At 60.5% G+C, this 22,331-nt stretch carries 13 protein-coding genes; 7 read left to right on the top strand and 6 right to left on the bottom strand.

Annotated elements, in window-relative coordinates; genetic code table 11:
• Window positions 1-307: 307 nt before the first annotated feature.
• The 4 genes from ACP7AJ_RS08770 to rhaT form a co-directional block, all read right to left on the bottom strand.
• The gene (locus tag ACP7AJ_RS08770) at window positions 308-2,329 is read right to left on the bottom strand and encodes a rhamnogalacturonan lyase (protein ID WP_426059814.1); all 2,022 of its coding nucleotides are present in this window, start codon (window positions 2,327-2,329) and stop codon (window positions 308-310) included.
• A 146-nt stretch (window positions 2,330-2,475) separates the two neighbouring features.
• Window positions 2,476-3,993: a RagB/SusD family nutrient uptake outer membrane protein gene (locus tag ACP7AJ_RS08775; protein WP_426059815.1), complete on the bottom strand. Its 1,518-nt coding sequence runs from the start codon at window positions 3,991-3,993 to the stop codon at window positions 2,476-2,478.
• Window positions 3,994-4,022: 29 nt separating this feature from the next.
• Window positions 4,023-7,145 (bottom strand): SusC/RagA family TonB-linked outer membrane protein, encoded by a 3,123-nt coding sequence (locus ACP7AJ_RS08780; protein WP_426059816.1) that lies wholly within the window; start codon window positions 7,143-7,145, stop codon window positions 4,023-4,025.
• 267 nt (window positions 7,146-7,412) lie between these two features.
• Window positions 7,413-8,495 (bottom strand): L-rhamnose/proton symporter RhaT, encoded by a 1,083-nt coding sequence (rhaT, locus tag ACP7AJ_RS08785; RefSeq protein WP_426059817.1) that lies wholly within the window; start codon window positions 8,493-8,495, stop codon window positions 7,413-7,415.
• A gap of 572 nt (window positions 8,496-9,067) precedes the next feature.
• On the opposite strand from rhaT, the gene ACP7AJ_RS08790 reads away from it, so the two are divergent.
• The 7 genes from ACP7AJ_RS08790 (at window position 9,068) to ACP7AJ_RS08820 (ending at window position 18,460) form a co-directional block, all read left to right on the top strand.
• Window positions 9,068-11,176: a bifunctional aldolase/short-chain dehydrogenase gene (locus ACP7AJ_RS08790; RefSeq protein WP_426059818.1), complete on the top strand. Its 2,109-nt coding sequence runs from the start codon at window positions 9,068-9,070 to the stop codon at window positions 11,174-11,176.
• A gap of 309 nt (window positions 11,177-11,485) precedes the next feature.
• Window positions 11,486-12,514, top strand: coding sequence for a GntR family transcriptional regulator (locus ACP7AJ_RS08795; protein ID WP_426059819.1), 1,029 nt, complete (start codon window positions 11,486-11,488; stop codon window positions 12,512-12,514).
• Window positions 12,515-12,829: 315 nt separating this feature from the next.
• Window positions 12,830-14,110: a TIM barrel protein gene (locus tag ACP7AJ_RS08800; protein ID WP_426059820.1), complete on the top strand. Its 1,281-nt coding sequence runs from the start codon at window positions 12,830-12,832 to the stop codon at window positions 14,108-14,110.
• The gene (locus ACP7AJ_RS08805; RefSeq protein WP_426059821.1) at window positions 14,107-15,489 is read left to right on the top strand and encodes an FGGY-family carbohydrate kinase; all 1,383 of its coding nucleotides are present in this window, start codon (window positions 14,107-14,109) and stop codon (window positions 15,487-15,489) included. The genes ACP7AJ_RS08800 and ACP7AJ_RS08805 overlap by 4 nt, the downstream gene beginning before the upstream one ends.
• 267 nt (window positions 15,490-15,756) lie before the next feature.
• Window positions 15,757-16,497: a (Fe-S)-binding protein gene (locus ACP7AJ_RS08810; RefSeq protein ID WP_426059822.1), complete on the top strand. Its 741-nt coding sequence runs from the start codon at window positions 15,757-15,759 to the stop codon at window positions 16,495-16,497.
• Window positions 16,494-17,894 carry a lactate utilization protein B gene (locus ACP7AJ_RS08815; protein ID WP_426059823.1) on the top strand — a complete coding sequence of 467 codons (1,401 nt, stop codon included), beginning with the start codon at window positions 16,494-16,496 and terminating at the stop codon, window positions 17,892-17,894. Before ACP7AJ_RS08810 ends, ACP7AJ_RS08815 begins: the two co-directional genes overlap by 4 nt.
• The gene (locus ACP7AJ_RS08820) at window positions 17,891-18,460 is read left to right on the top strand and encodes a LutC/YkgG family protein (protein WP_426059824.1); all 570 of its coding nucleotides are present in this window, start codon (window positions 17,891-17,893) and stop codon (window positions 18,458-18,460) included. The genes ACP7AJ_RS08815 and ACP7AJ_RS08820 overlap by 4 nt, the downstream gene beginning before the upstream one ends.
• Window positions 18,461-19,080: 620 nt before the next feature.
• On the opposite strand, the gene rhaM is transcribed toward ACP7AJ_RS08820, so the two are convergent.
• Window positions 19,081-19,395 carry an L-rhamnose mutarotase gene (rhaM, locus tag ACP7AJ_RS08825; RefSeq protein ID WP_426059825.1) on the bottom strand — a complete coding sequence of 105 codons (315 nt, stop codon included), beginning with the start codon at window positions 19,393-19,395 and terminating at the stop codon, window positions 19,081-19,083.
• A gap of 8 nt (window positions 19,396-19,403) precedes the next feature.
• Entirely contained in the window at window positions 19,404-22,256 is a 2,853-nt protein-coding gene (locus ACP7AJ_RS08830) for a glycosyl hydrolase (protein ID WP_426059826.1), read from the bottom strand.
• Window positions 22,257-22,331 lie beyond the last annotated feature (75 nt).

Below are 22,331 nucleotides of genomic sequence, written 5' to 3' on the forward strand. Positions count from 1 at the left end.
AAACAGGCCTGCACATGCCATAAGAGCGATGCCGAGGGTGAAATTATCGGAATCGTTTGCGGGCACCTCCCTGTGCTCTCCTGATTTTTACATAAATCAATCTCCTATTATTCCATCAACCCCGTTGCACGCCAACGCCCGGCCCTCCCCTATTGCGGAAGAGCCGGGCGTTGGCGTGTAACGGGCTAGTGTGGCGCTTTGCCTAGCGGCCGCAATCACCTGCAATGGTCAGCGTAACACAGCGAAACGCCAATCTTAAGAGCAGTGCCTGTGCGGTGTACTGCACTTACCTGCGCCAGGCGCAAACTCAGTTCATTTTTGGGCTGGCCCCGCTCCCTTTCATGCCTTCGCCCAGGAAAAAGCCCGGGTGCGGCGGCTGGTTGTAGCCGGTGTTTTCGCGGGCCACGCCCAGGCGGTAGCTGCGGTCCTGCATCAGGGTCACGAAGCGGTGCGTGGTGGCAATGGTGGTGCTCACAATCAGCAGCTCCTGGTTGTTGGCATTGCGCCAGATTACTTCCTCGCGCCAGTCGCCCAGCAGGTCGGCGCTGAGGCAGGGCGTGGCCTTGGTGCCGTTGCAGGAGGCCGCACCCAGGGGCTTGGCATCGAGCAGGGTGCTGAGTTGGCCGGCCTGGTAGTCCCACTTTTCGATGCGCGTGTCGTTGAGCAGCTCGCGCAGCAAGTCGCCGTCCCACCACAAGCCGAAGTTGACGGAGCGCGGCGCGGGGCCGATTTTTTCGCCTTTGGCCGAGAGCAGGCCCAGCTCGGGCGGGTTGGCCCACACCTCGGCGCCGGGGTAGCGCGGGTCGATGTCGGCGGCCATGCCCCGGCCCACGTCCTGGCCGGGCAGCCCCGAGAAGAGAATTTTGCCGGTGCGGGCGTCGAACATGGCCACGCCCGGGCCGTTTTCGTGGCCGGGCACTTTGTCTTCGTTTTCGTGCACGCCCCACACTTCCAGGCCGTGGTTGGCGGGGTCGAGGTCGGTCACGTGCAGGGCGTCGCCGTGGCGCAGGCCGGTGCTGTAGAGGCCGGTGCCGTTGTCGTCGACTACCATGGCGCCGTAGATGATTTCGTCGCGGCCGTCACCGTCCACGTCGTTCACGCTCAGGCCGTGATTGCCCATGCCCGAGAAAGGGTTTTTGTCGTTTTTGGAGTCGAATACCCAGCGCGAAGCGAGCTTGCCGCCGCGCCAGTCCCAGGCGGCCAGCACGGTGCGGCCGTAGTAGCCGCGGCACATCACCACGCTGGGGCGTTGCCCGTCGAGGTAGGCCACAGCGGCCACGAAGCGGTCGGCGCGGTTGCCGTGGCTGTCGTTGCCGCCATTGCCGCCGATGCCGCCCCAGCCCCCCAGGTCGCCGCGGCCGGGCAGGTAGGCCGTGGTGGCGAGCACGCCTCCGGTCTGGCCATTAAATACCGTAAAATACTCCGGCCCGGCCAGTACGCGGCCATATTTGCTGTCGCGGGGCGAGGCCACACTGGGCGCATCAGTGGGCACCGTGAGGCTGCGGTAGTCCTTGCTGGCATCGCCGATGGTTTTGCCCCGGCCATCCACGGTGCCGTCGGCGGTTTTGCAGGCCACTTCGGCCTTGCCATCACCGTCGAGGTCGTACATCATAAACTGGGTGTAGTGCGCCCCAGCGCGGATGTTCTTGCCCAAATCGATGCGCCACAGGCGGGTGCCGTCGAGCCGGTAGGCGTCGAGCAGCACCGGGCCCGTGATGCCGGCCGAGCCGTTGTCGCGGGCGTTGGTGGGTTCCCACTTCAGCACAATCTCATAAGTGCCGTCGCCGTCGAGGTCGGCCAAGGAGGCGTCGTTAGCGGTGTAGGTGTAGGCGCTGGTTTCGGTGCCGCTACTCACGGTGCCGCCAGCGGGCTGCTGTAGGGCTATCCGCAGCAGGCCGTCGTTCCACACCTTGGCGGTGGCGGAGGGGTCTTTGGCAGCGGCCTTGGTGCCGGTCAGGCGCACGGAGTACGTGGCCTGGGGTGCCTGGGCAGCAGTTTCATCCAGCCAGTTGGTGCCGGCAGTCAGGGGCTTTGCGTTCAGCTTTACGGGAGCGGCCTTGCCCGTTTGCCGGTACACGTCGAAGGCAGCGTTGGGCGCATCAGCCAGCAGCAGACGCCAACTGACGAATACCTTGCCATCGGGCCGGGATAGGGCCACCACGCCGCGGCCCAGCCGCTCAGGCTGGGTGGTTGGTGACGTTTGAGTGGGCTTGGTGGGTGGGGCAGACGCTAGCAGCCCGCCTATCAGCAGGACGGCGGCCAGCGGCAGGCTGCCCCGCCAGCAAAGCCCGCGCTGCGCTGCGGGGAATGTAGAAAGGATAAAGCTCATGTTAGGACTCTGGGCCGGGCCAACCGCCCTAGGCGGTCGGACCGGTTTTCGGTGGTTGAATTCGCGCTATTTGGCTGGTGGTGCTTCAACCGGTCGGCTAAAAAGAACGGGCAGCTTTATAAAAGCTGCCCGTTGAGAAATGAAGCCTAGTTGTAGCCGGGGTTCTGCTGCCAGAAGCCGGGGTTGATGCGAAGCTCCAGCAAGGGAATGGGGAACAGCAGGTCGTGGTCGTCGAGCTGGCGGAAGTTCTGCCCAATGGTTTCGCGCTTGAACTGCGTCATCACCGAAATGGCGGTACCGGTGCGCACCAAGTCGAACCAGCGAATGCCTTCGGCGGCAAACTCGTACTTGCGCTCTTTCAGAATGGCTGCAATGAAGGCGGCTTTCGAAGCGGTTTCGGGCGAGGTGGCAGTGTAGGCCGGAATGCCCGAGCGGGTCCGAATCTGGTTCACGAGCGAGATGGCCAGCGGCGTCACCGAGCCACTTTCTTCGGTCAGCACCTCGGCATACATCAGCACCACGTCTTCGAAGCGGATGATGTGGAAGTTGTTGGAGTAGTCGCGGTTGTTTTGGGGGGCGGTGGTGCCTTTTTCCAGAAACTTGGTGAACTGCGGCCGGGTCACGGTAATCACGCCGGAGGTGGGGTGCACGTGCACGGTGTCGAGGGTGGCGCGGCGGCGCAGGTCGCGAATGGGCCAATTGCGGCCCAGGAAGGCGGGGCTGGGCGTGATATCGGTCTGGCTGGGCGGAAAGGGCGACCAGAATGGGGGAAACACGCTGCCCTGGTCCCAGGGAATGGTGCTGCCCAGCCCAACCCCACCCGAAGCATACTGGATTTCGAACACCGAATACCGGTTGTCGTTCACGGTTTTGAAAAGGTCGGCGAAGTTGGCAGCTACCGAAAACGTGCCGGGGCTGGCGGCGGCGTGCACCTCCATGAGCTGCTGCTTGGCCAGAGGCAGGGCGCCGGCATCGCGCAGCGGAAAGCCGTACATGGTGAGGTACACGCGGGCTAGCATGGCCTTGGCAGCCCACTTAGTGGCCCGGCCTTTTTCGAGGGTGCCGTAAGAAGCCGGCAGGTTCTCGGCGGCAAACTTCAGGTCATCAACGATGAATTTATAGACGTCGGCAATGGGTGCGCGCGGGATGATTTTCGACTCCTGAATGCTCAGCACTTTGTCGGCGATGGGCACCGGACCCCAGTAGCGCACCAGGTCGAGGTAGGCGTAGGCGCGCAGGAACCGGGCTTCGCCCTTGAACTGGTTGACGCGGGCGAAGGTGAACGGCTGGATTTTCTCGAGCAGAATGTTCGAGCGGTACACCACTTCGAACAGGTCGGTCCAGGTGGCTTGGAGCTGGCCCAGCTGCGAGGTGGCCGTGAAGTTGCTGATGTCGCTGAAGTCACGCTGCACCGTCTGAATCTGGGCGTTGACGTTGTCGGAGCGAAACTCCGACATGTTCCAGTTTGAGCTTTGCGGGAATGACAGGCAGCCGTTGTAAATGGCCATTACGCCTTGGTTTACCTGCGCCTCGGTTTTGTAGAATTCGTCGGCCGTGTTGTTGGCCACGGGCGGAATGTAGAGTTCTTTTTCGCTGCAAGCCGAAGTAAGAAGCGAACCCAGGCCCAACGCGGCGGAATACGCGAGCAATTTTAGTGCTTTCATCAAAGTAGTGGTTAGGGGGTGGGGCGCGCTTAAATCGACAGGTTGAAGCCGATGGTGTAGGTGCGGGCCTGCGGGTAGCTGCCGTTGTCGAAACCGCCAGCTTGCAGTGCCTCGGGCGAGAAGCCGCCGGTGTAGTTGTGCCAGATGTAGGCATTTTCGAGGGCCAGGTACACGCGGGCGCCGGAATAGAAGCGCTGCTTGGGCAGGGTGTAGCCCAGGGTAATGTTCTTCACACGGAGGTAGTCGGAGCTGTAGAGCCAGCGCGAGTCGAAGTAGGCGCCAGTGGTGGCACCGATGGCCGGCGTCATGCCGTCGCCTTGGTTGGCTTCGGAGCGCCAGCGGTTGTTCCAGTTGGTGGAGTGGTTGTAGAGGTAGCCCATGCCCGGCCGGTCGATGGAGCGCCCGATGACGGAGTACAGGTCGCCGCCCTGCTGGGCATTCACCAGAATATTCAAATCGAAGTTTTTGTAGGCGAAGTTGTTGGTTACCCCGAAGATGAACTTTGGCTGGGGGTTGCCCAGAATGGTGCGGTCGTCGTTGGTGATGACGCCGTCGCCGTTCACGTCGCGGTACCTGGTGTCGCCTACGCGGCTGTTAGCCATTTTGGGGCCCGCATCGAGCTCGGCCTGGGTCTTGTACACGCCAATGGCCTCGTAGAGGTAAAGCGAGTTGATGGGCTTGCCCACTTGCAGCAGGCTGGTCAGGCCCATAAATCCGCCGGGCACGGGGGTGTTGTCGGTGCCGAGCTTCACCACTTTATTGTCGTTGTAAGAAGCGTTGAACGAGGTGTTCCACTTAAATGCGCCCACGAGGTTGCGCGAGTTCAAACCCAGCTCTACGCCCACGTTGCGTACGTTGCCGATGTTCTGCAAGCTGTTGGTAAAACCCGTGATGGACGACACCGGCACGGTGTAGAGCAGGTCGGTGGTGTTTTTGATGTAGTAATCGGCCGTTACCTGCAGGCGGTTGCCGAGCATGCCAAAATCCAGGCCGTAGTTGAAACTGGCCGTTTGCTCCCAGCCCAGTACGTCGTTCTGGAAGTTGCGGGGGCTGTAACCGGTGTTGGGGGTGCCGGTGCCCAGGGGGTAGTTGTTTACGCCCAGGGTGGCAAACTGCGAGTTGCTGGGAATGCGGTTGTTGCCGGTGACGCCCCAGCTGGCCCGGAATTTCAGGTCGCTGATGGCCGTCACGCCTTGCATAAAGTTCTCGCCCGACACGCGCCAGCCCACTGACACGGCCGGGAAGTAGCCAAACGGGCGGTTGTTGCCAAACTTGGAGGAGCCGTCGCGGCGAAGGCTAGCCGACAGCAGGTACTTCTCTTTGTAGTCGTACTGCGCCCGGGTGAAGTAGGACAGCAGCATGTCCTTCACCGGCACGGCAATGTTGTTTTGGTTGGTAGTGGAGTTGCCTCGGTCGAAGAGATAGGTCCAGTCGTTGGGCAGCTGGGTGTTCTCCTGCTGCGACCGGTCTTCCTGGGTGCGCTCGACGGAGTAGCCCAGTATGGTGCTCAGGTTGTGGTTGCCGAAGCGACGGGTATAGTTCAGCACGCTCTGAAACAGGTACCGCGTGTTGAACGTCTGGTAGTAGCGCGAGCGGCTCAGGGCACCATCGTTGGCGGCGTTGAACCAGTTGCGGTCCGCGCTGGTGGGGAAAAACTGCTGGTCCTGGTAATAGCCGTTGTCCATGGCGCCCAGCACCTGCAGCTGCAGGCCTTTGTAGAGTTCCACGTTCAGGCCCATGTTGGCGTTGAGGCGGGTGCGGGTGCCGTTTACCTGGCTGCGCTCCAGCACCGCCACCGGGCTGATATAGTTGCCCGAGTAGTTATAGGTACGGTAGGGCTGGGCGCCTACGTACACGCCGGCATCCTTAGGGCCCACGGGGGGCATCTGGGCGGCGTTGAGGGCCTGCCCGCCGGTGCCGTCCACGCGGCCCAGGCTGGCCCACTCCATGCTGGGGGCCAGGGTCATGAACAGCTTGATGCCTTTGCTAATCTGGGCATCGAAGTTGGCGCGCAGGGTAGCCCGCTTCAAATTGGTACCGATGATAATGCCCTCCTGGTCCAGGTACGAACCGTTGATGTTGTACGTCACATTATCGGTACCGCCCGATGCGCCAATGGTGTACTGCTGCATGCGGGCGCGGCGAAACAGGGCATCCTGCCAGTCGGTATAGGCCAGGCTGTCCTGGCCGTACTGCCACTTGGGGTCGTGGGTATAGCGAATCACGTTGGCCGCGCTAGGGGCCACGCCGTTCACGGTCAGGCGCTGGAGGCGCGTGGCCCGCGTGTCTTCGATGCGGTTGGCGGGGTTCTGGCGCAGCCAGTCCTCGTCGATGCCCTCTTTGCGCATCTGTATCCATTCTTCAGGCGACTGCACGCTCAGCTTGCTTTCTACGTTCTGCACACCCGTAAAGCCCGAAAAGTTGAGCTTGGCCGCGCCCTTGCGGCCGCGCTTGGTGGTCACGAGCACCACGCCGTTGGAGCCGCGCGAGCCGTAGATAGCGGCCGAAGCAGCATCTTTCAGCACTTCGATGTTGGCCACGTCGGTGGGGTTGATGCCGCGCAGGTTGTCCACGGGCACGCCGTCCACTACATACAGCGGCTCGTTGGAAGCGTTGATGGAGGCCGCGCCCCGCACCCGAATCTGCAACTCGGCACCGGGTTCGCCCGAGGGCGTCTGCACGTACACGCCGGGCATCTGGCCCACCAGCGCATTCTCGATGCGGTTGACGGGCCGCTCCTCAATGTCCTTGGCCGTAACACCGGCAATGGCGCCGGTTACGTTGGCGGCCTTCTGGGTGCCGTAGCCTACCACCACCACTTCTTCCAGGGCTTTCTGGTCGGTCACGAGTACCACATTCACCGTCGACTGACCGGAGAGCGCCACTTCCTGCGTGGTGTAGCCCACAAAGGAGAACACCAGCGTACCGCCCGCGTCGGGCACCTCCAGCGAATACGAACCGTCGGTGCCGGTGCCGGTTCCGGTGGTGGTGCCCTTCAGGAGTACGGTCACGCCGGGCAACGCCTCTTTGGTATCGGCGGCGGTCACCTTGCCGCTCACCGTTTTTGTTTGCGCCAGCGCCGTTTGGGCAGTCAGGCTCGCCAGCACCAGCAGGAGCAGGAGCAGGCGGACCCAGTGGTATCGTTTGTTCATAATGCGGGTTGGTTTGTATTTGACGGGTGCAGATGAAGTAGTCGTTAACTGTGGATAAAAGTATTGGTATCGTTTGCAGGCACTTACCTGTGCTCTCCTGAATTGCCGTAATTCATCCATTATAAATTGTAATCAATTACCAATGAGCACCGTAATCAACACCAAAAGCAAAAGCCCGGCTTCTATCCATCGATAGAAACCGGGCTTGTACGTGGTGGCCAGCTGCGTCATTCAGCACCACCAGCAGACCTGCTGGTTAAGTCAGCATTATTGAGGGGCGCTCACCGAGGCCTGCACGTCCGTGCTGGTCTTTTCGGAGCCCAGGTAGTTGCCGTAGCCCACGATAACCGTGGACAGCACCACTGCCATAATGCCCAGCGACACCGTGCGCATGGTAAGCTTGTTGGCCCCCTTCCACTCGTGCAGGTACAGGCCCCAGAAGCTGCTAAAAGCAATGATGAAGGCCATGTGCAGCGTCCAGCCCGAGAACTTGTAGGCGCCCATCTGGCTGTCGCCCATGCCATAGAAGAAGAACTGCAAGTACCACGTAAACCCGGCCAGCGCACAGAAAATAACGTTGCGCAGCGCCGGAAACGACGGATTTAGGTAGTCGGTGTAGGTCTTGTTTTTGATGTTGAGGTAGATGCACCACACCGCGTTGGTGGTGAGGCCGCCGAGCAGAATCACAACCAGAATGGCGTTGTTGGCAAACAGCTCACTGGTGCCCGTTTTGGCGGCAATCTCGGCAATGGGCTGGCCGGCCGTGAGGCCGAACGAAAAGCAGGCGCTCATGATACCCGAAAAGATGGCTACGAAAATGCCCTTTTTCAGGTCGAACTCGGCAATGGATTCCTTCTTCTGCTCGCTCGACAGGGACTTCTCCTTCATGAAGCCCGCCAGGCCGCACACCAGAATGCCCATTACGCACACCACCAGGCCCATCATTATCACCTGCCCCGAGACCGAGCGAATCAGCTCCGGGAAGGTGCCCAGCCACAGCGGCGGCACCACCGTGCCAAATACCGCGCACAGTCCCAGCGTGACGGCCATGCCCAACGACAAGCCCAGATACCGCATGGCCAAGCCAAACGTGAGACCGCCAAAGCCCCAAAGTACACCCCACATGTAGGTCCAAAGCAGCGTAGTGGTATCGGCCTGTCCAAGCACGCCAAACAGGTTTTGCACCGTGATGGAACCCATGATGATGGGCGCAAAAACCCACGACACGATGCCTCCTACCAGCCAGTAGCTTTCCCAGGCCCAGCCGTTAATCTTCTTATAGGGCAAGTAAAAGCTGCCGGAGGCGAAGCCGCCCAGCGCGTGAAGGATAACTCCCCAAATGACAGCCATAGTGTTTTGATAAAGGTTTGAGACAAAGCTGCCGGGTTGCCAGGTGCGAACCCTCCTGTGCTCTCCTGAGAGCTAAATTAACGCTCGAAGGCAGCGGCAATGTGGAAAGCAGGAACAATGGCTGTTGAAATACTACTGCGCGTCATGCAGCGCGGAACGTCACGCCCAGCGGAACTACCCCTGCCCTGCCGGGCACGGCCCCTCTCCAATAAAGAGGAGAGCCAGACGAATGTAGCGCGGACTTGTAGTCCGCGTGGGGTCCGGTTCGTTCGGATGCGGACTACAAGTCCGCGCTACATCCCGCGCCGGACCGGTGCACTCTCTTTATTGGAGAGGGGCCGTGCCCGGCAGGGGTCAGGGAGTGAGGTTTCCCAAGCGAGATGCTCTGCAATGATTCAGAGCAACCACCAACCAAGCGCCGTGATTTCCTCGGCTTTTCAGACTACATCTCACGTAACATATTTTTTATAAGCGAGCAGGAGAGTGCAGGAGGTTGCCCCGCCGCTGCCCGGGCACCTTTGTAAAAAAGCAACCCTATCCCGTTTTCTGGTTACCGAAACAGAAGCATTATTATGGAAAAAACCCTCACTTTCCAGCACGTCAGCTACCTCTGGGACGAGGCAAAGGCACTGGAGCTCGGCAGCGACGAAGTAGCCCTGTTCCTCTACCGTTCGAATCTACTAGGCGCCGACCTGCGCCTGACCAATTATGCCGGCGGCAATACTTCCTGCAAAATCACCGAAACCGACCCCGTCACCGGCCAGCCCGCCGAAGTAATGTGGGTAAAAGGCTCGGGTGGCGACATCGGTACGCTCACCAAAGCCGGCTGCGCCAACCTCTACGTGGAGAAGCTGCACCAGCTCAAAAACCGCTACCGCGGCCTCGCCCACGAAGACGAGATGGTGGCCCTGTTTGAGTACTGCCTCTTCGACCCCAAGTGCGCCACGCCTTCCATCGATACGCCGCTGCACGGCCTGCTGCCGTTCAAGCACATCGACCACCTGCACCCTGACGCCCTCATTGCCATTGCGGCCAGCGCGGATGGTGAGCAGATTATGAAAGAAATCTGGGGCGACAGCATGGCTTGGCTGCCCTGGCAGAAGCCCGGCTTCGACCTGGGCCTGCAGTTGGAGAAAGTAGTGGCCGAAAACCCTGGCCTGCGCGGCGTTATCCTCGGCGGCCACGGCCTCTTTACCTGGGGCGATACTAGCTACGAATCGTACGTCAATACCCTGGAGGTAATTGAGCAGGCCGCGGCCTACCTCGAAGCCAATTACGGCAAGAAGCGCCCCGTGTTTGGCGGCGTACAGCGCGAGCAAACCCTCGACGGCGACGCCCGCCGCCAAGCCGCCGCTGCGGTAATGCCGGTACTGCGCGGCCTGGCCTCGGGCCACCGCCGCATGCTGGGCCACTACACCGACGACGCCCGCGTGCTCGAGTTCGTGAACTCGCACGACCTTGCCCGCCTGGCCGCCAAGGGCACCTCCTGCCCCGACCACTTCCTGCGCACCAAAATCCGCCCGCTGGTGCTCGACCCCGAGACCATGCAAGGCGACGCCAAGAGCGTGAAAGCCTACCTCGAAGGCCAGTTTGAAGCCTACCGCGCCGACTATGCGGCCTACTACGAGCGCAGCAAGCACGACAACTCGCCCGCCATTCGCGACCCCAACCCGGTTATTATTTTGTGGCCCGGCGTGGGCATGTTTGCCTTCGCCAAAGACAAGCAGACCGCCCGCGTGGCCGCCGAGTTCTACACCAACGCCATCAACGTGATGAAGGGCGCCGAGGCCGTGAGCACCTACCAGGGCCTGCCCGAGCAGGAGGCGTTCAACATCGAATACTGGCTGCTGGAAGAAGCCAAGCTGCAGCGCATGGCGCCACCCAAAGCCCTCTCGGGCAAGGTGGCCTACGTGACGGGCGGTACGGGCGGCATCGGCAAAGCCATTTGCGAAGAGCTGCTAAAATTCGGCGCCTGCGTGGTTGCCGTGGACCGCGACCGCCTGGAAGAAACTCAGGACGAGCTGCGCAAGAAATTTGGCAAAGACAGCGCCCTGACCGCGCCCATCAACGTGACAGATGCCGACAGCATTGCCGAGTCGCTGCGCCAGTCGGTGCTGCAGTTTGGCGGCGTCGACATCGTGGTAAACTGCGCCGGCCTGAGCATTAGCAAGCCGCTGGCCGACACTACGCAGGCTGACTGGGACATCCTCAATGATGTGCTGGTGAAGGGCCAGTTTCTGGTGAGCCAGTGCGCTGTGGAAATCCTGCGTCAGCAAGCACTGGGCGGCGACATCGTGAACATCGCCAGCAAAAACGGCCTCGTGGCCGGCCCCAACAACGTGGCCTACGGCACGGCCAAAGCCGCGCAGCTGCACATGAGCCGCCTGCTGGCCGCCGAGCTCGGCGCCGACAAAATCCGCGTGAATACTGTGAACCCCGACGCCGTGCTCCGCGGCTCCAAAATCTGGGAAGGCGATTGGGCTGCGGGCCGCGCCAAGGCCTACGGCATCTCGGTAGAAGAGCTGCCGCAGCACTACGCCAAGCGCACGCTGCTGGGCGAAGAGCTGCTGTCCGAAGACATTGCCAAAGCCGTGCGCGTGTTCGTGGATGGCTCGCTGAGCAAAAGCACCGGTAACGTCCTCAACGTAGACGGCGGCGTGGCCATGGCTTTCGTGCGGTAGTTGTTACTTGCTGGTAGACCGTTGAACAGCGCAGAACGTCATGCAGAGCGGAGCGAAGCATCTTTACCTCTATACTAACCCTGATTAGTTATGCGGTAGCGTTGCTTCGCTCCGCTCTGCATGACGTTCTTGTTGTTTTACCGTCTTTTTTCAAACCATCCTGAGATTTCTGCTTTTGTACCTGACCTTAAGCAGCGCCAAAAAAGCTACATTTGAGGCAGCCCCTTCTTTCACCTTTCGGAAGGCAATTGCACCACGCGCTTATTAGCGGTTATTTGACCCTGCTCCTAAAGCCTCAGCAACCCTGATATGCCCACTACCGCCGGGATGTACCAACTCCAACTAAAGCCCCTTGATAAAACCCCGAAGTACAAGCAGATTGTGCAGTCGGTCATCATGGATATCGAGCGTGGCGTACTGAAGAATGGCGACCACCTCCCGAGCATCAGCGAGCTGAGCGTGGAGCACTACCTGGCCCGCGACACCGTGGAAAAGGCCTACCGCGAGCTGCGCGAGCGCGGCTTCATTACCTCGGTGCAGGGCAAGGGGTATTATGTGGAGAGCAACGACACGTCGAAGCTGAAGATTTTGCTGGTTTTCAACAAGCTCAGCTCCTACAAAAAAATAATTTACTACGCCTTCCTCGAAGCCCTCGGCGACCGCGCCACTGTCGACCTGCAGATTCACCACTACAACGTGAACCTGTTTCAGGAAATCATTGAGAAGAACCTCGGCAAGTACAACTACTACGTGGTGATGCCGCACTTCACCCTCGACACCGACAAGGCGCAGTATCAGGCCATCCTGAACACCATTCCCTCGCAGGAATTGGTGCTGCTCGACAAGGATATTCCCGAGCTAAAGCACGACTGCCTGCGCGTGTTTCAGGACTTCGACAAAGACATTTTTACGGCCTTGGAGAAGTCAGAAGACCTGCTGGAAAAGTACTCTCGCCTAGTACTAGTACTGCCATCTGACGCTAACCACCCCGAAGAATTACCCTGGGGTTTTCGCTCCTTCTGCCTCATGCGCAACAAGGAGTTTTCAGTAGTAGAAAACGCCATGAACGAAGTGGTGCAGGCCGGCACCGCCTACGTGGTAATTCGCGAAACCGATTTGGTGGAACTGGTGAAAAAAATTCGCCAGACCAGCTACCTGCTGGGCCGCGAAGTGGGCATTATTTCCTTCAACGAAACGCCCCTGAAAGAGCTGCTGAACATGACGGTAATTACCACCGATTTCGAAGCCATGGGCAAGACCGCCGCTACCCTGCTGCTTGAGAAGCAGCGGGTGAAAGTGAGGAACCCGTTTTATACGATTCGGCGGGGGTCGTTGTAGAACGGAACCTCCCGCGGGGAACCTCACTCCCGGCCCCTCACCAAAAGAGAGGAGAGCTACGGCACAAGAATTAAGTAGTTTGTCAAACATAAAGCCTCACTGCAGATTGCAGCGAGGCTTTCATTTTAATCGTCAGGCTCCTCTCCCTTTTGGAGAGGGGCCGGGGTGAGGTTCGCGTCCAGCAAAGCAAAGGTTTCACCCGCACGAAGTTTTTCCCCGCGAACAGGAGACCCCAGAAGAGTTTCAATTACCGCAGTCAGGTAATTTGCTTTCCATAAAACGCTGGCCAATTTTTCACAAATCCCGCCCTTGCGCATGTTCTCCGACCAACGCCTTGCCGACCTCAACCAGCCGCTGCTTACCGAGCACCAGCTGTACTTCCAGCACCTTGCCGATTCGCCGCGCCTGCGCCACCAGGACGTGCAGGCCGTGGTGCAAAAGCTGATTGAATTTCAGGTGGCCATTCCTAGCTGGGCTCTGGGCACGGGCGGCACCCGCTTCGGCCGGTTTGCGCTGGGTGGCGAGCCCCGCACCTTGGAAGAAAAAATTGGCGACGTGGGCATTCTGCAGAGCCTGAACCGCTCCTCCAATTCCATTTCTCTGCACATCCCCTGGGACATACCGCAGAACATCTCCGGCCTGCAGCAGCTCCTGAAGCAGCAGGGACTGGTGATAGATTCGGTCAACTCCAACACCTTTCAGGACCAGAAAGACCAGCCGCAATCCTACAAATTCGGCTCGCTCAGCCACACCGAAAAGGCCGTGCGCGAGCAGGCCATTCAGCACAACATCGACTGCGTGCGCTACGGCGAGCAGCTCGCTGCCAAAACCCTGACCGTGTGGCTGGCTGATGGCTCCAACTTCCCTGGGCAGCAGCATCTGCGCCGCGCTTTCCTGCGCACGCAGGAGTCACTGGCGGCCATCTACGAGGCCATGCCCACCGACTGGACCATGCTGGTGGAATACAAGCCCTACGAGCCCAACTTCTACTCCATGGTGATACCCGACTGGGGCACCTCGCTGGCTTTGTGCCAGTCCATTGGGGCCAATGCGCAGGTGCTGGTCGACCTGGGCCACCACCTGCCCAACACCAACATCGAGCAGATTGTGGGCCGCCTGCGCCAGTTTGGCCGCCTGGGTGGTTTCCACTTCAACGGCTCGATGTACGGCGACGACGACCTGACTACCGGCAGCACCAAGCCCTTCCAGCTGTTCCTCATTTTCAATGAGCTGGTGGACAGCGCCCTCGACCAGGCCGTGCCCGCCGCGGCTGTGGCCTACATGATAGACGCCAGCCACAACGTGAAAGACCCGCTGGAAGACCTGCTGCAGTCCGTCGAGAACATTCTCTCGGCCTACGCCAAGGCCCTGCTCGTGGACCGTAATGCCCTGAACGAGGCCCAGGAAAGCAACGACGTGGTACGCGCCGAGGAAATCCTGCGCGACGCCTTCCTCACCGACGTGCGCCCGCTGGTGGCCGAAGCCTACCGCCAGAGCGGCGGCGCCCTCAACCCCATTGCGGCCTACCGCGCCGAGGGCGTGCGCGAGAAACTCATTCATCAGCGCGGCAAGCACAGCGTATCGACGGGCTTATGAAAAAGACGCTTAAAAAGTCAGTCTACGCCGTTTTCGACATCGGCAAGACCAACAAGAAGCTGATTCTTTTCGACGAGAACCAGCAGATTATTGACGAGGAGCTGCACATGTGCACCGACGTGCTAGACGACGACGGCTTCCCCTGCGACCACCTCCCCCGCCTTACCGAGTGGGTGCAGGCGCACTGGCACCAGCTGCGCCACCACCCGCACTACACCGTGAAGGGCGTGAACTTTACGGCTTACGGCGCCAGCTTCGTGCACCTTGGAGCCGACGGCCAACCCCTGCTGCCGCTCTACAACTACCTCAAGCCGATACCGGAAGAAATCGAAGCCCGGTTCTACGCCGAGCTAGGGCAGTCGGTGGAAGAGTTTGCGGCCGACACCTGCTCGCCGCAGCTGGGCATGCTCAACTCGGGCCTGCAGCTGTATTGGTTGAAGTATGCCAAGCCCGAGCAATACGCTAAGATTCACACCTCGCTGCACCTGCCCAACTACCTCTCCTACCTAATTTCGGGCGAGAAGTTCAGCGACTACACCTCCGTGGGCTGCCACACCAGCCTCTGGGACTACAAGCGCGGCGAATACCACAATTGGGTGCGCCGCGAAGGCATCGACGAGAAGCTGGCGCCCCTCACCCGCGACTCCATCGCCTCGGTAGTCGATGGCATCATGGTAGGCGTGGGCCTGCACGACAGCACCGCCGCCGTAATGCCCTACCTGGCCGAAAACGACGAGCCGTTTGTGCTGATTTCGACCGGCACCTGGTCGGTTACCATTAACCCCTTCAACAGCCAGCCCCTCACGCCGGAGCTGCTGCGCCGCGACTGCCTCAGCTTCATGACGCCGCGCGGCGAGGCCACTCGCGCCGCCCGCGTGTTCCTGGGCCGCGAGCACGACTTCCAAGTCGAGCGCATCGCCACCCACTTCCACGTGAAGCCGGACTTCTACCGCTCCATCGTGCTGGCTCGACCCTACGACGAAACCTCGGCCGACTTCCGCCCCGGCTGCATGGCCGGCACTGGCCCTTTCCCCGACCAGCCCGACGGCGAGTGGGACCTCTCCGGTTTCCGCACCGCCTCCGATGCCTACCAGCACCTCATGCACGGGCTAATTGCCATTCTGCTCGAATCTATTCACCTCGTGTGGCAAGGCGAGAAAATCATCTTTGTGGACGGTGGATTTGCCCGCAACCCGCTGTTTATGCAGACGCTCAGCTGGAACTTCCCGAAAGCTGAAATCCGCACCCTGGAAGTACCCCAGGCCACGGCCCTAGGGGCCCTAGTGCACCTGGAGCAAGGCGAGGCGCTGAAGAAAACACAGCCGCTCTTTACTGATGATGACGACTTGCCACTAGTGGCCACGCAGGTTAGGCTTTAACATCAAAACAGAACGTCAACACCGAACTAGAACGTCACGCTGAGCTTGTCGAAGCATCTCGCTCGCTTCGTTGCTATACGTCTGTCATGCTGACGAAGGAAGCATCCTTTCACGCTTCAATGGTTCGTTCAGCGGGGACAAGATGCTTCGCGTGCTCAGCATGACAGGCGATTGAGTTACTACCCCACGCGACATGCTTCGACAAGCTCAGCATGACCGTTCAATGCGTGACTGTTTTGCCCTCGTTCAAACCACCAAAACCCAAGAATGAAAGTCGCCCTATTCGTCCCCTGCTACATCGACCAATTCTACCCCCAGGTAGGCGTGGCGACGCTGCAGCTGCTGCAGAAGCTGGGCGTAGCGGCGCACTTCCCCGTGCAGCAAACCTGCTGCGGCCAGCCCCTGGCCAACAGCGGCTGCGAGCGCGAGGCGCTGCCCATCTACCGGCACTTTGTCGAAACCTTCAGCGCCTACGACTACGTGGTGGCGCCCTCCGGCAGCTGCGTGTACCACGTGCGCAAGCACTTCGACAAGCTCGACCAAACCGCCGAGGTGCAGCACGTGCGCGCCGCAGCCTACGACCTGATTGATTTCATCACGAATGTGCTGGGCGTGACTGACCTGCCCGGCGCCTTCCCCCACAAAGTAGGCCTGCACCTGAGCTGCCACGGCCAGCGCGGCCTGCACCAGGCCAACGAATCGGAGATAACGCCCGTGCGCGACGGCCAGCTGCGCCGCCTGCTGGCTTCGCTCGATGGTCTGGAGCTGACGGAGCTCAACCGCAACGACGAGTGCTGCGGCTTTGGCGGCACGTTCTGCGTGTCGGAAGCCGGCATCTCGGCCCGCATGGGCCAGGACCGGGTGGCCGACCACGTGCGCAACGGCACGCAGGTACTCACCGGCAGCGACATGTCGTGCCTGATGCACCTCGAAGGCATTGTGCGCCGCGCCAACATGCCCATCAAGGTGATGCACGCCGCCGAAATACTGAACGGACTTACGCCATGAACCACGCCATCCGCGCCGATAAGTTTTTGCTGGATGCCGACCGCACCACCTGGCACGACGAAACCCTGTGGTTTGTGCGCGAAAAGCGGGACCGCGCCGTGTACGCCGTGCCCGAGTTTCAGGAGCTGCGCGAACTGGCGTCCCAAATCAAAGACCACACCCTCAGCCAGCTCGACCTCTATTTGCAGGAATTTGAAGCCGCCGCGCAGGCCAACGGCGTGCACGTGCACTGGGCAGCCGACGCGGCCGAGCACAACGCCATTATCCTGGACATTGTGCGCCAGCAGGGCGCCACGCGGGTGGTCAAAAGCAAGTCCATGCTTACCGAGGAATGCCACCTCAACCCCTACCTCATTAAGCACGGCATTGAGGTGGTAGATACCGATTTGGGCGAGCGAATTATCCAGTTTCGCGACGAAGCCCCGAGCCACATTGTGCTGCCGGCCATTCACCTGAAGAAAGAGGATGTAGGCGACACGTTTCACACGCACCTCGGTACTGAGAAAGGCGAAAGTGACCCGCAGCGCCTTACCGAAGCGGCTCGCCAGCACCTGCGCGCTAAGTTTTTGGCCGGGCAGGTCGCTATTTCCGGCGTCAACTTCGCGGTGGCCGAAACCGGGGCCGTGGTGGTATGCACGAACGAAGGCAACGCCGACCTCGGCGTGAATCTGGCCAAGGTGCACATCGCGGCCATGGGCATCGAAAAGCTGATTCCACGACTGTCGGACCTGGGCGTGTTCACGCGGCTGCTGGCCCGCAGCGCCACCGGGCAGCCTGTCACCACTTACACGTCGCACTTCACCAAGCCGGCGCCAGGCCGTGAAATGCACATTGTCATCGTGGATAACGGGCGCACCCAGCAGCTGGGCCGACCCGATTTCCGGGCTTCGCTTAAGTGCATTCGGTGTGGGGCCTGCATGAACACCTGCCCGGTGTACCGACGCAGCGGCGGCCACAGCTACGACTTCACGGTGCCCGGGCCCATCGGGGCCATTCTGTCGCCCAACATCGACATGAAGAAGCACAGCTCGCTGCCGTTTGCCAGCACCCTCTGCGGCTCCTGCACCGATGTGTGCCCGGTGAAGATTGACATTCACACCCAGCTCTACAAGTGGCGACAGGTGCTGGGCGAAGCCAATGAGATTCCCGCGGCCAAGAAGTGGAGCATGAAGTTTATGGGCCGCCTGCTGGCCAGCCCCAAGGCCTTTACCCTCAGCGGACAGTTTGCCCGCAAGGCCCTGCGCCTGCTGCCGCACGGCCTCACCCACGCCAACGCGTTCAACGCCTGGGCCGTGGCGCGCGAGCTGCCCGAGCCGCCCAAGCAAAGCTTCCGCGAATGGTATCAGCAACAACCGCAGCCCGTTCAGCAGCCAGCGCAATCCAAGGTTAAGGCATGAGCACCTCTTCGCGCGACCGAATTCTAGCCGCTGCCAAAGCCAACAAGCCGGCCGAAACGCTACTGCCCATCGTTCCCGACTTTGGCGGCGAGGCCACACCCGAACGGTTTACAGCCATGCTCACCAGCATCGGCGGCACGGTGGTCTGGCTCGATGGACTGGCGCAGCTCGCCCCAACCCTGCAACAGATTTTCCCGGATGCCCTCCTCACGGCTTCTCCCCTATTCTCGGCTACAATACCGGTTGATGCCCTCACGCCCACTGACGTATTGGCCGATATCGACTTGGCCGTGCTAACCGGCGAAATAGGCGTGGCCGAAAACGGCGCCATCTGGCTGCCCGAAGCCAACATGCTCAACCGGGCGCTGCCCACCATTACCCAGCACCTTGTGCTTGTGCTCGACCACCGGCGCATCGTGGCCACCATGCATCAGGCCTACGCCCAATTGCCCAGTACAGGCGGCTACGGCAAGTTTGTAGCAGGCCCTTCCAAAACGGCGGACATTGAGCAGTCGCTGGTAATTGGGGCGCATGGGGCGCGGAGCTTGGTCGTGCTTCTGTATTGATATTGACACGGAGGGCTAGCAAGCATCTGTCGTGCTGAGCTTGCGAAGCATCTTCTCACGCCACAACGAGTCGTTCAGGCCTGATGAGATGCTTCGCAAGCTCAGCACGACAAACAATGGGTATACAGATACCAGAATAACCGACAGGTTCAAACAAAAAAGAAGCGGCCCCCAAAAGAAGTCGCCTCTTCAACTTTATGTCCATAAAGTTTAAAATTTCATGTCCTGGCTGTTTTGCACAGCCATCGGTTACTGGTTCTGGGCGCTGATATTCACGTTTTCGTGTTACAGACCGTGGTGCAGTTAAAGTCTTAGACTAAGCTGTCGATGCACTCGCAGGTTGCTGGGGAGAGGGCCACTTTGTGCAATGGTTTCTCTTTCATTAGCATGGTGCGAGCACGGAGTTGATTGGTTCAGAAAGAGAAGGAAAGTGACAACTCTGACATGATGCGCGGCAGAAACAGATGAAAGAGGACTCCCACCCAATCTTTTTCCATCCTGCTACGCATCAGTCAGGTTGTATTCATCACTCACAATACAAATCTGCTCTTTATACTAGTGAGAACCCTCCCGCACCCTCCTGCTATTGGACAAGACTGTTTATTTTTTTCAGACCGCGCTCAGTCTAGGTGGAATACGCGCTGCAGCGGCTGCACTACTGGCGAGTGGTCGGGGTTGGTTTCCATCAAATCGGCCATGTAGGCCCACCAGCGCTTCATAATGTCCATGTCCGGCAGGTCGGCCGCTGTGTGGCCTTCGGTGCGCTTCTGCACCGCAAACAGCACGCCGCTGGCGGCATCGAGGTAAATGGAGTAGTCGCGGATGCCAGCTTGCTGTAGGGCCATTGTTAGCTCGGGCCAGATTTCGGTGTGGCGGCGCTGGTATTCCGCGGCTACGCCCGACTTGAGCTTCATAGTGAAGGCTATTTCTTCCATTGTCTTCGTTATTGAACAGGTGCCCCCAGGGAAGAGGGCGTGAGTGTGACCGGACCCATAAGGCCAGAATCCTGGGGCTCCCACTTCTCGGCCGAGAACAGGCCGTCGGCGCCGCGGTTTTCCTTGAGCTTGGCGTTCATGTTGGTGTTGTAGAAAATCTTCCACTCCTCTTTTTTCCGGTCCATGTCGGCAATGCGGTTGGCCATCAGGTTGCTTACCGTCACGGTGAGGGTGTTGGTGGGCCGCAGCCGTGACTTGGGCAAAAACACCTGATAGACCGGACCGATGAGCGTGGCCACGGGCTGGCCATTGACCTGCACGCGGGCGCTTTGCCCCACCCGGCCGAGGTCGAGCAGCCAGCCCTCGCCGGTGCCCTGGGGCATGGCGAAGGTGGTGGTGTAGGTGGCCGTGCCCGAAAACTTCTTGCCCGCCTCACCGGCCAGCGTGGTCCAGGAGGCCAGCTCGCGGGTTTGCAGCTTGGCAGGCAGCTCTGGGCCGCCCGACACAAAGGCTAGCTCCCAAGGGCCAGCCAGCGGCTGGGACGCAGCCACGGGGTTCAGGTAGGTGTAGGCGGGTCCGGCAATGGCTCCTTCGTTGGTGTCCAGAATGCATGTTTCGCCGGGCGCCAGCTGCAGGTACACTTCGGGCGTGCCCTGGGCAGAGGTGCGCACCGAGGCCATGCCGGTTTGCTCGGTCATGGGGTTGTAAAGAGCCACCGACTTGGTGGCCGTTTGCAGCGGCACCCAGCCTTTCACCGGCTTTTCGCCCCAGTTGGCCAGGAAGTAATAGTGCCCCTTGGCGTGGCGGCGGCGCGTGAACTGCAGGCCGTTATCAACCAGGTTTTCGCGTTTCACGCCGGCCTGGGCCATCAGCTGACTCACGTCGGAGCCGAGCAGCATGCGGCCTTTGCCCACGGTGGCCTGTTGCACGCCGGCCTGCTTGGTGGCTGAAAACTTCACCTGCGTCATCAGCTTTTTGAAGGCCTTGCGGCGGCTAGCTAGGTTGCCGAGACCGGGCACATCATCGGGTGCCTGGTTTTGCAGCACGATGGTGGCGCCGTTTTGCGCCAGCTTCAGCAGCTGTTCCAGGGTGGGCAGGGGCATGAGGCGGGCTTCGGGCACCAGCAGGGTTTGGTAAACGGCGCCGCCGCTGGTGGTAAGGGTTTTACCAGTGGCCTTCACCTGCTGCACCTGCTTGTCGGAGATAAAATCGTGGCCGTAGCCTTTGGCGAGCAGCATTTCGCTGGTGGCCGCAATGGGCATGCCCTTAAAGCCGTGCTCGATGCCGTCGAAGTGCTGCAGTAGCACCTTGCCGGGGCGGGTGTAGGCATCGGCGGTGGGCAGGTAGAGCAGCACGTCGCTGCTGGGCTGGCCGGCCTGCATGAAAGACTGGCACCGGGCGGCGTACTGGTTCAGCTTACCGAAGTCCGTCCAGAAAGGATTCTGGGGGTTGAACTCCACGGCGGCGTAGAACTGCCAGCCGGGCCACTTAGCGGCCTGCGGCGAGTAGGCCGTGCCGTGGTAGAACGTGTGGTTGACCCCGCCGAGCAGCATGCGGTCCAGCGCTTTCTTAACATCACTCAGCGAGGAAAGAAAATGGTCATTTTCCCATGTGGCGGTTTCGGCCGCAGTCAGGGGTTTGCCGGTGACGTGCGCGGCCGACGACGCAAACTTGATGCGGGTGAGGTCTTCCCCTTCCGTTTCGGGGATGTCGGTGGCGGCGTACAAATCCAGAATGTTGGCCGGCGAGCCGTGGGCCTGGTTGCGAATCAGGGCGTCGTGGGTTTTGGCCCAAGCACCCCACGTCTTGGTGTAGTTTTCGAGCAGCAGCTCCGAGATGGTTTCGCGGTAGTCGGTGAGCACGCGTTTGTTCTCGTCGTCGGCGGCTTTGCCAAACAGGGCGGGCAGGTGCTGGCGCAGGTCATAGCCGCGCCGCTTCTGAAACTCGGCAAACATCTGGGGCGTCCAGTTGGCTTCGCCCTGAGCATCGTCTACTTCGTAGGAGTCGTTGAAAAATGCCCGGATGGGCTTCACATTATACCCCTTGAACGCCTTGTCGAAATACGCCAGGTAGTTATCGGTGGCCGTTTTGGAGAAGTGGTCGATAACGTCTCCCTCGCCGCCGGGGCCGGCCCGCTCTACCTGCTTGCCGTGCCCGCCCTGAAACAGCGCATAGAGCGTCCAGGTACCCGCGGGGGCGGTCCAGCTCAGCTTGCCGTCGGCCCCAACTTTGCTGGTCAGGTCCACGGTTTGGCCTTTATCTGAATAAGCCATGAGAGCTTGCAGGGGCAAAGGCTTTTCGAAGCGCACCTGGTCCAGGGCTAGGCTTTGCAGGTTTTTGTTGGTGGCTATCGGGTCGGAGAGCTGCTTGAGGTCCACCTTGCGGCCTATGGCATTGACGATGGGCTTCTGTATGAAGCTCACGGGCTTATTCAGGCTCTCGCCGCCTTTCACCGAATAGGTAGTGTAAGCCACGTACTTCGACGCATCGGCCGGCGTTACCCACGGCCCGCCAAAGGGCCAGCCCGACGCCTGCGCCACGTCGATGCCCAGCCCCAGCCGGGCCGCCTCGGTGAGGGTGTGCGTGAGCATGTCCATCCACTTAGGCGAGAGAAAATCGATAAACTGGCTTTCGGCCCCCTTCACGCCGTAAATGGTTGTGATTTCCATGCCGCCCAAGCCCGCCTGCTGGTACTGCGTCAGCAAGTGGGTCAGGTCAGCTTTGTTCACGGCGCTGCCCTGCCACCACCAGCGCGTCCAGGGCTTGTTTTGCTGGGTGATGGCGGGCCATTTGGGGGCTTGGGCTTGGGCGGAGGCCAGGCTGAGAGCGGACAAGAGAAGGAAGGCGAAAGGTCGTTTCATAGCGTTTTGGAGCCGGGAACCTCACCTCCGACCCATCTCCAAAAAAGAGGGGAGCCACGGCGGCGGGGATGTAGC

The sequence above is a fragment of the Hymenobacter sp. B1770 genome, assembly GCF_049896385.1.
GTDB lineage: Bacteria > Bacteroidota > Bacteroidia > Cytophagales > Hymenobacteraceae > Hymenobacter.

What these genes read in the sequence shown, in the direction of transcription:
- rhaM (WP_426059825.1), bottom strand. Translation starts at nt 19,395, where the DNA reads ATGGAAGAAATAGCCTTCACTATGAAGCTCAAGTCGGGCGTAGCCGCG.
- ACP7AJ_RS08830 (WP_426059826.1), bottom strand. Translation starts at nt 22,256, where the DNA reads ATGAAACGACCTTTCGCCTTCCTTCTCTTGTCCGCTCTCAGCCTGGCC.
- ACP7AJ_RS08780 (WP_426059816.1), bottom strand. Translation starts at nt 7,145, where the DNA reads ATGAACAAACGATACCACTGGGTCCGCCTGCTCCTGCTCCTGCTGGTG.
- ACP7AJ_RS08795 (WP_426059819.1), top strand. Translation starts at nt 11,486, where the DNA reads ATGCCCACTACCGCCGGGATGTACCAACTCCAACTAAAGCCCCTTGAT.
- ACP7AJ_RS08820 (WP_426059824.1), top strand. Translation starts at nt 17,891, where the DNA reads ATGAGCACCTCTTCGCGCGACCGAATTCTAGCCGCTGCCAAAGCCAAC.
- rhaT (WP_426059817.1), bottom strand. Translation starts at nt 8,495, where the DNA reads ATGGCTGTCATTTGGGGAGTTATCCTTCACGCGCTGGGCGGCTTCGCC.
- ACP7AJ_RS08775 (WP_426059815.1), bottom strand. Translation starts at nt 3,993, where the DNA reads ATGAAAGCACTAAAATTGCTCGCGTATTCCGCCGCGTTGGGCCTGGGT.
- ACP7AJ_RS08810 (WP_426059822.1), top strand. Translation starts at nt 15,757, where the DNA reads ATGAAAGTCGCCCTATTCGTCCCCTGCTACATCGACCAATTCTACCCC.
- ACP7AJ_RS08805 (WP_426059821.1), top strand. Translation starts at nt 14,107, where the DNA reads ATGAAAAAGACGCTTAAAAAGTCAGTCTACGCCGTTTTCGACATCGGC.
- ACP7AJ_RS08815 (WP_426059823.1), top strand. Translation starts at nt 16,494, where the DNA reads ATGAACCACGCCATCCGCGCCGATAAGTTTTTGCTGGATGCCGACCGC.
- ACP7AJ_RS08790 (WP_426059818.1), top strand. Translation starts at nt 9,068, where the DNA reads ATGGAAAAAACCCTCACTTTCCAGCACGTCAGCTACCTCTGGGACGAG.
- ACP7AJ_RS08800 (WP_426059820.1), top strand. Translation starts at nt 12,830, where the DNA reads ATGTTCTCCGACCAACGCCTTGCCGACCTCAACCAGCCGCTGCTTACC.
- ACP7AJ_RS08770 (WP_426059814.1), bottom strand. Translation starts at nt 2,329, where the DNA reads ATGAGCTTTATCCTTTCTACATTCCCCGCAGCGCAGCGCGGGCTTTGC.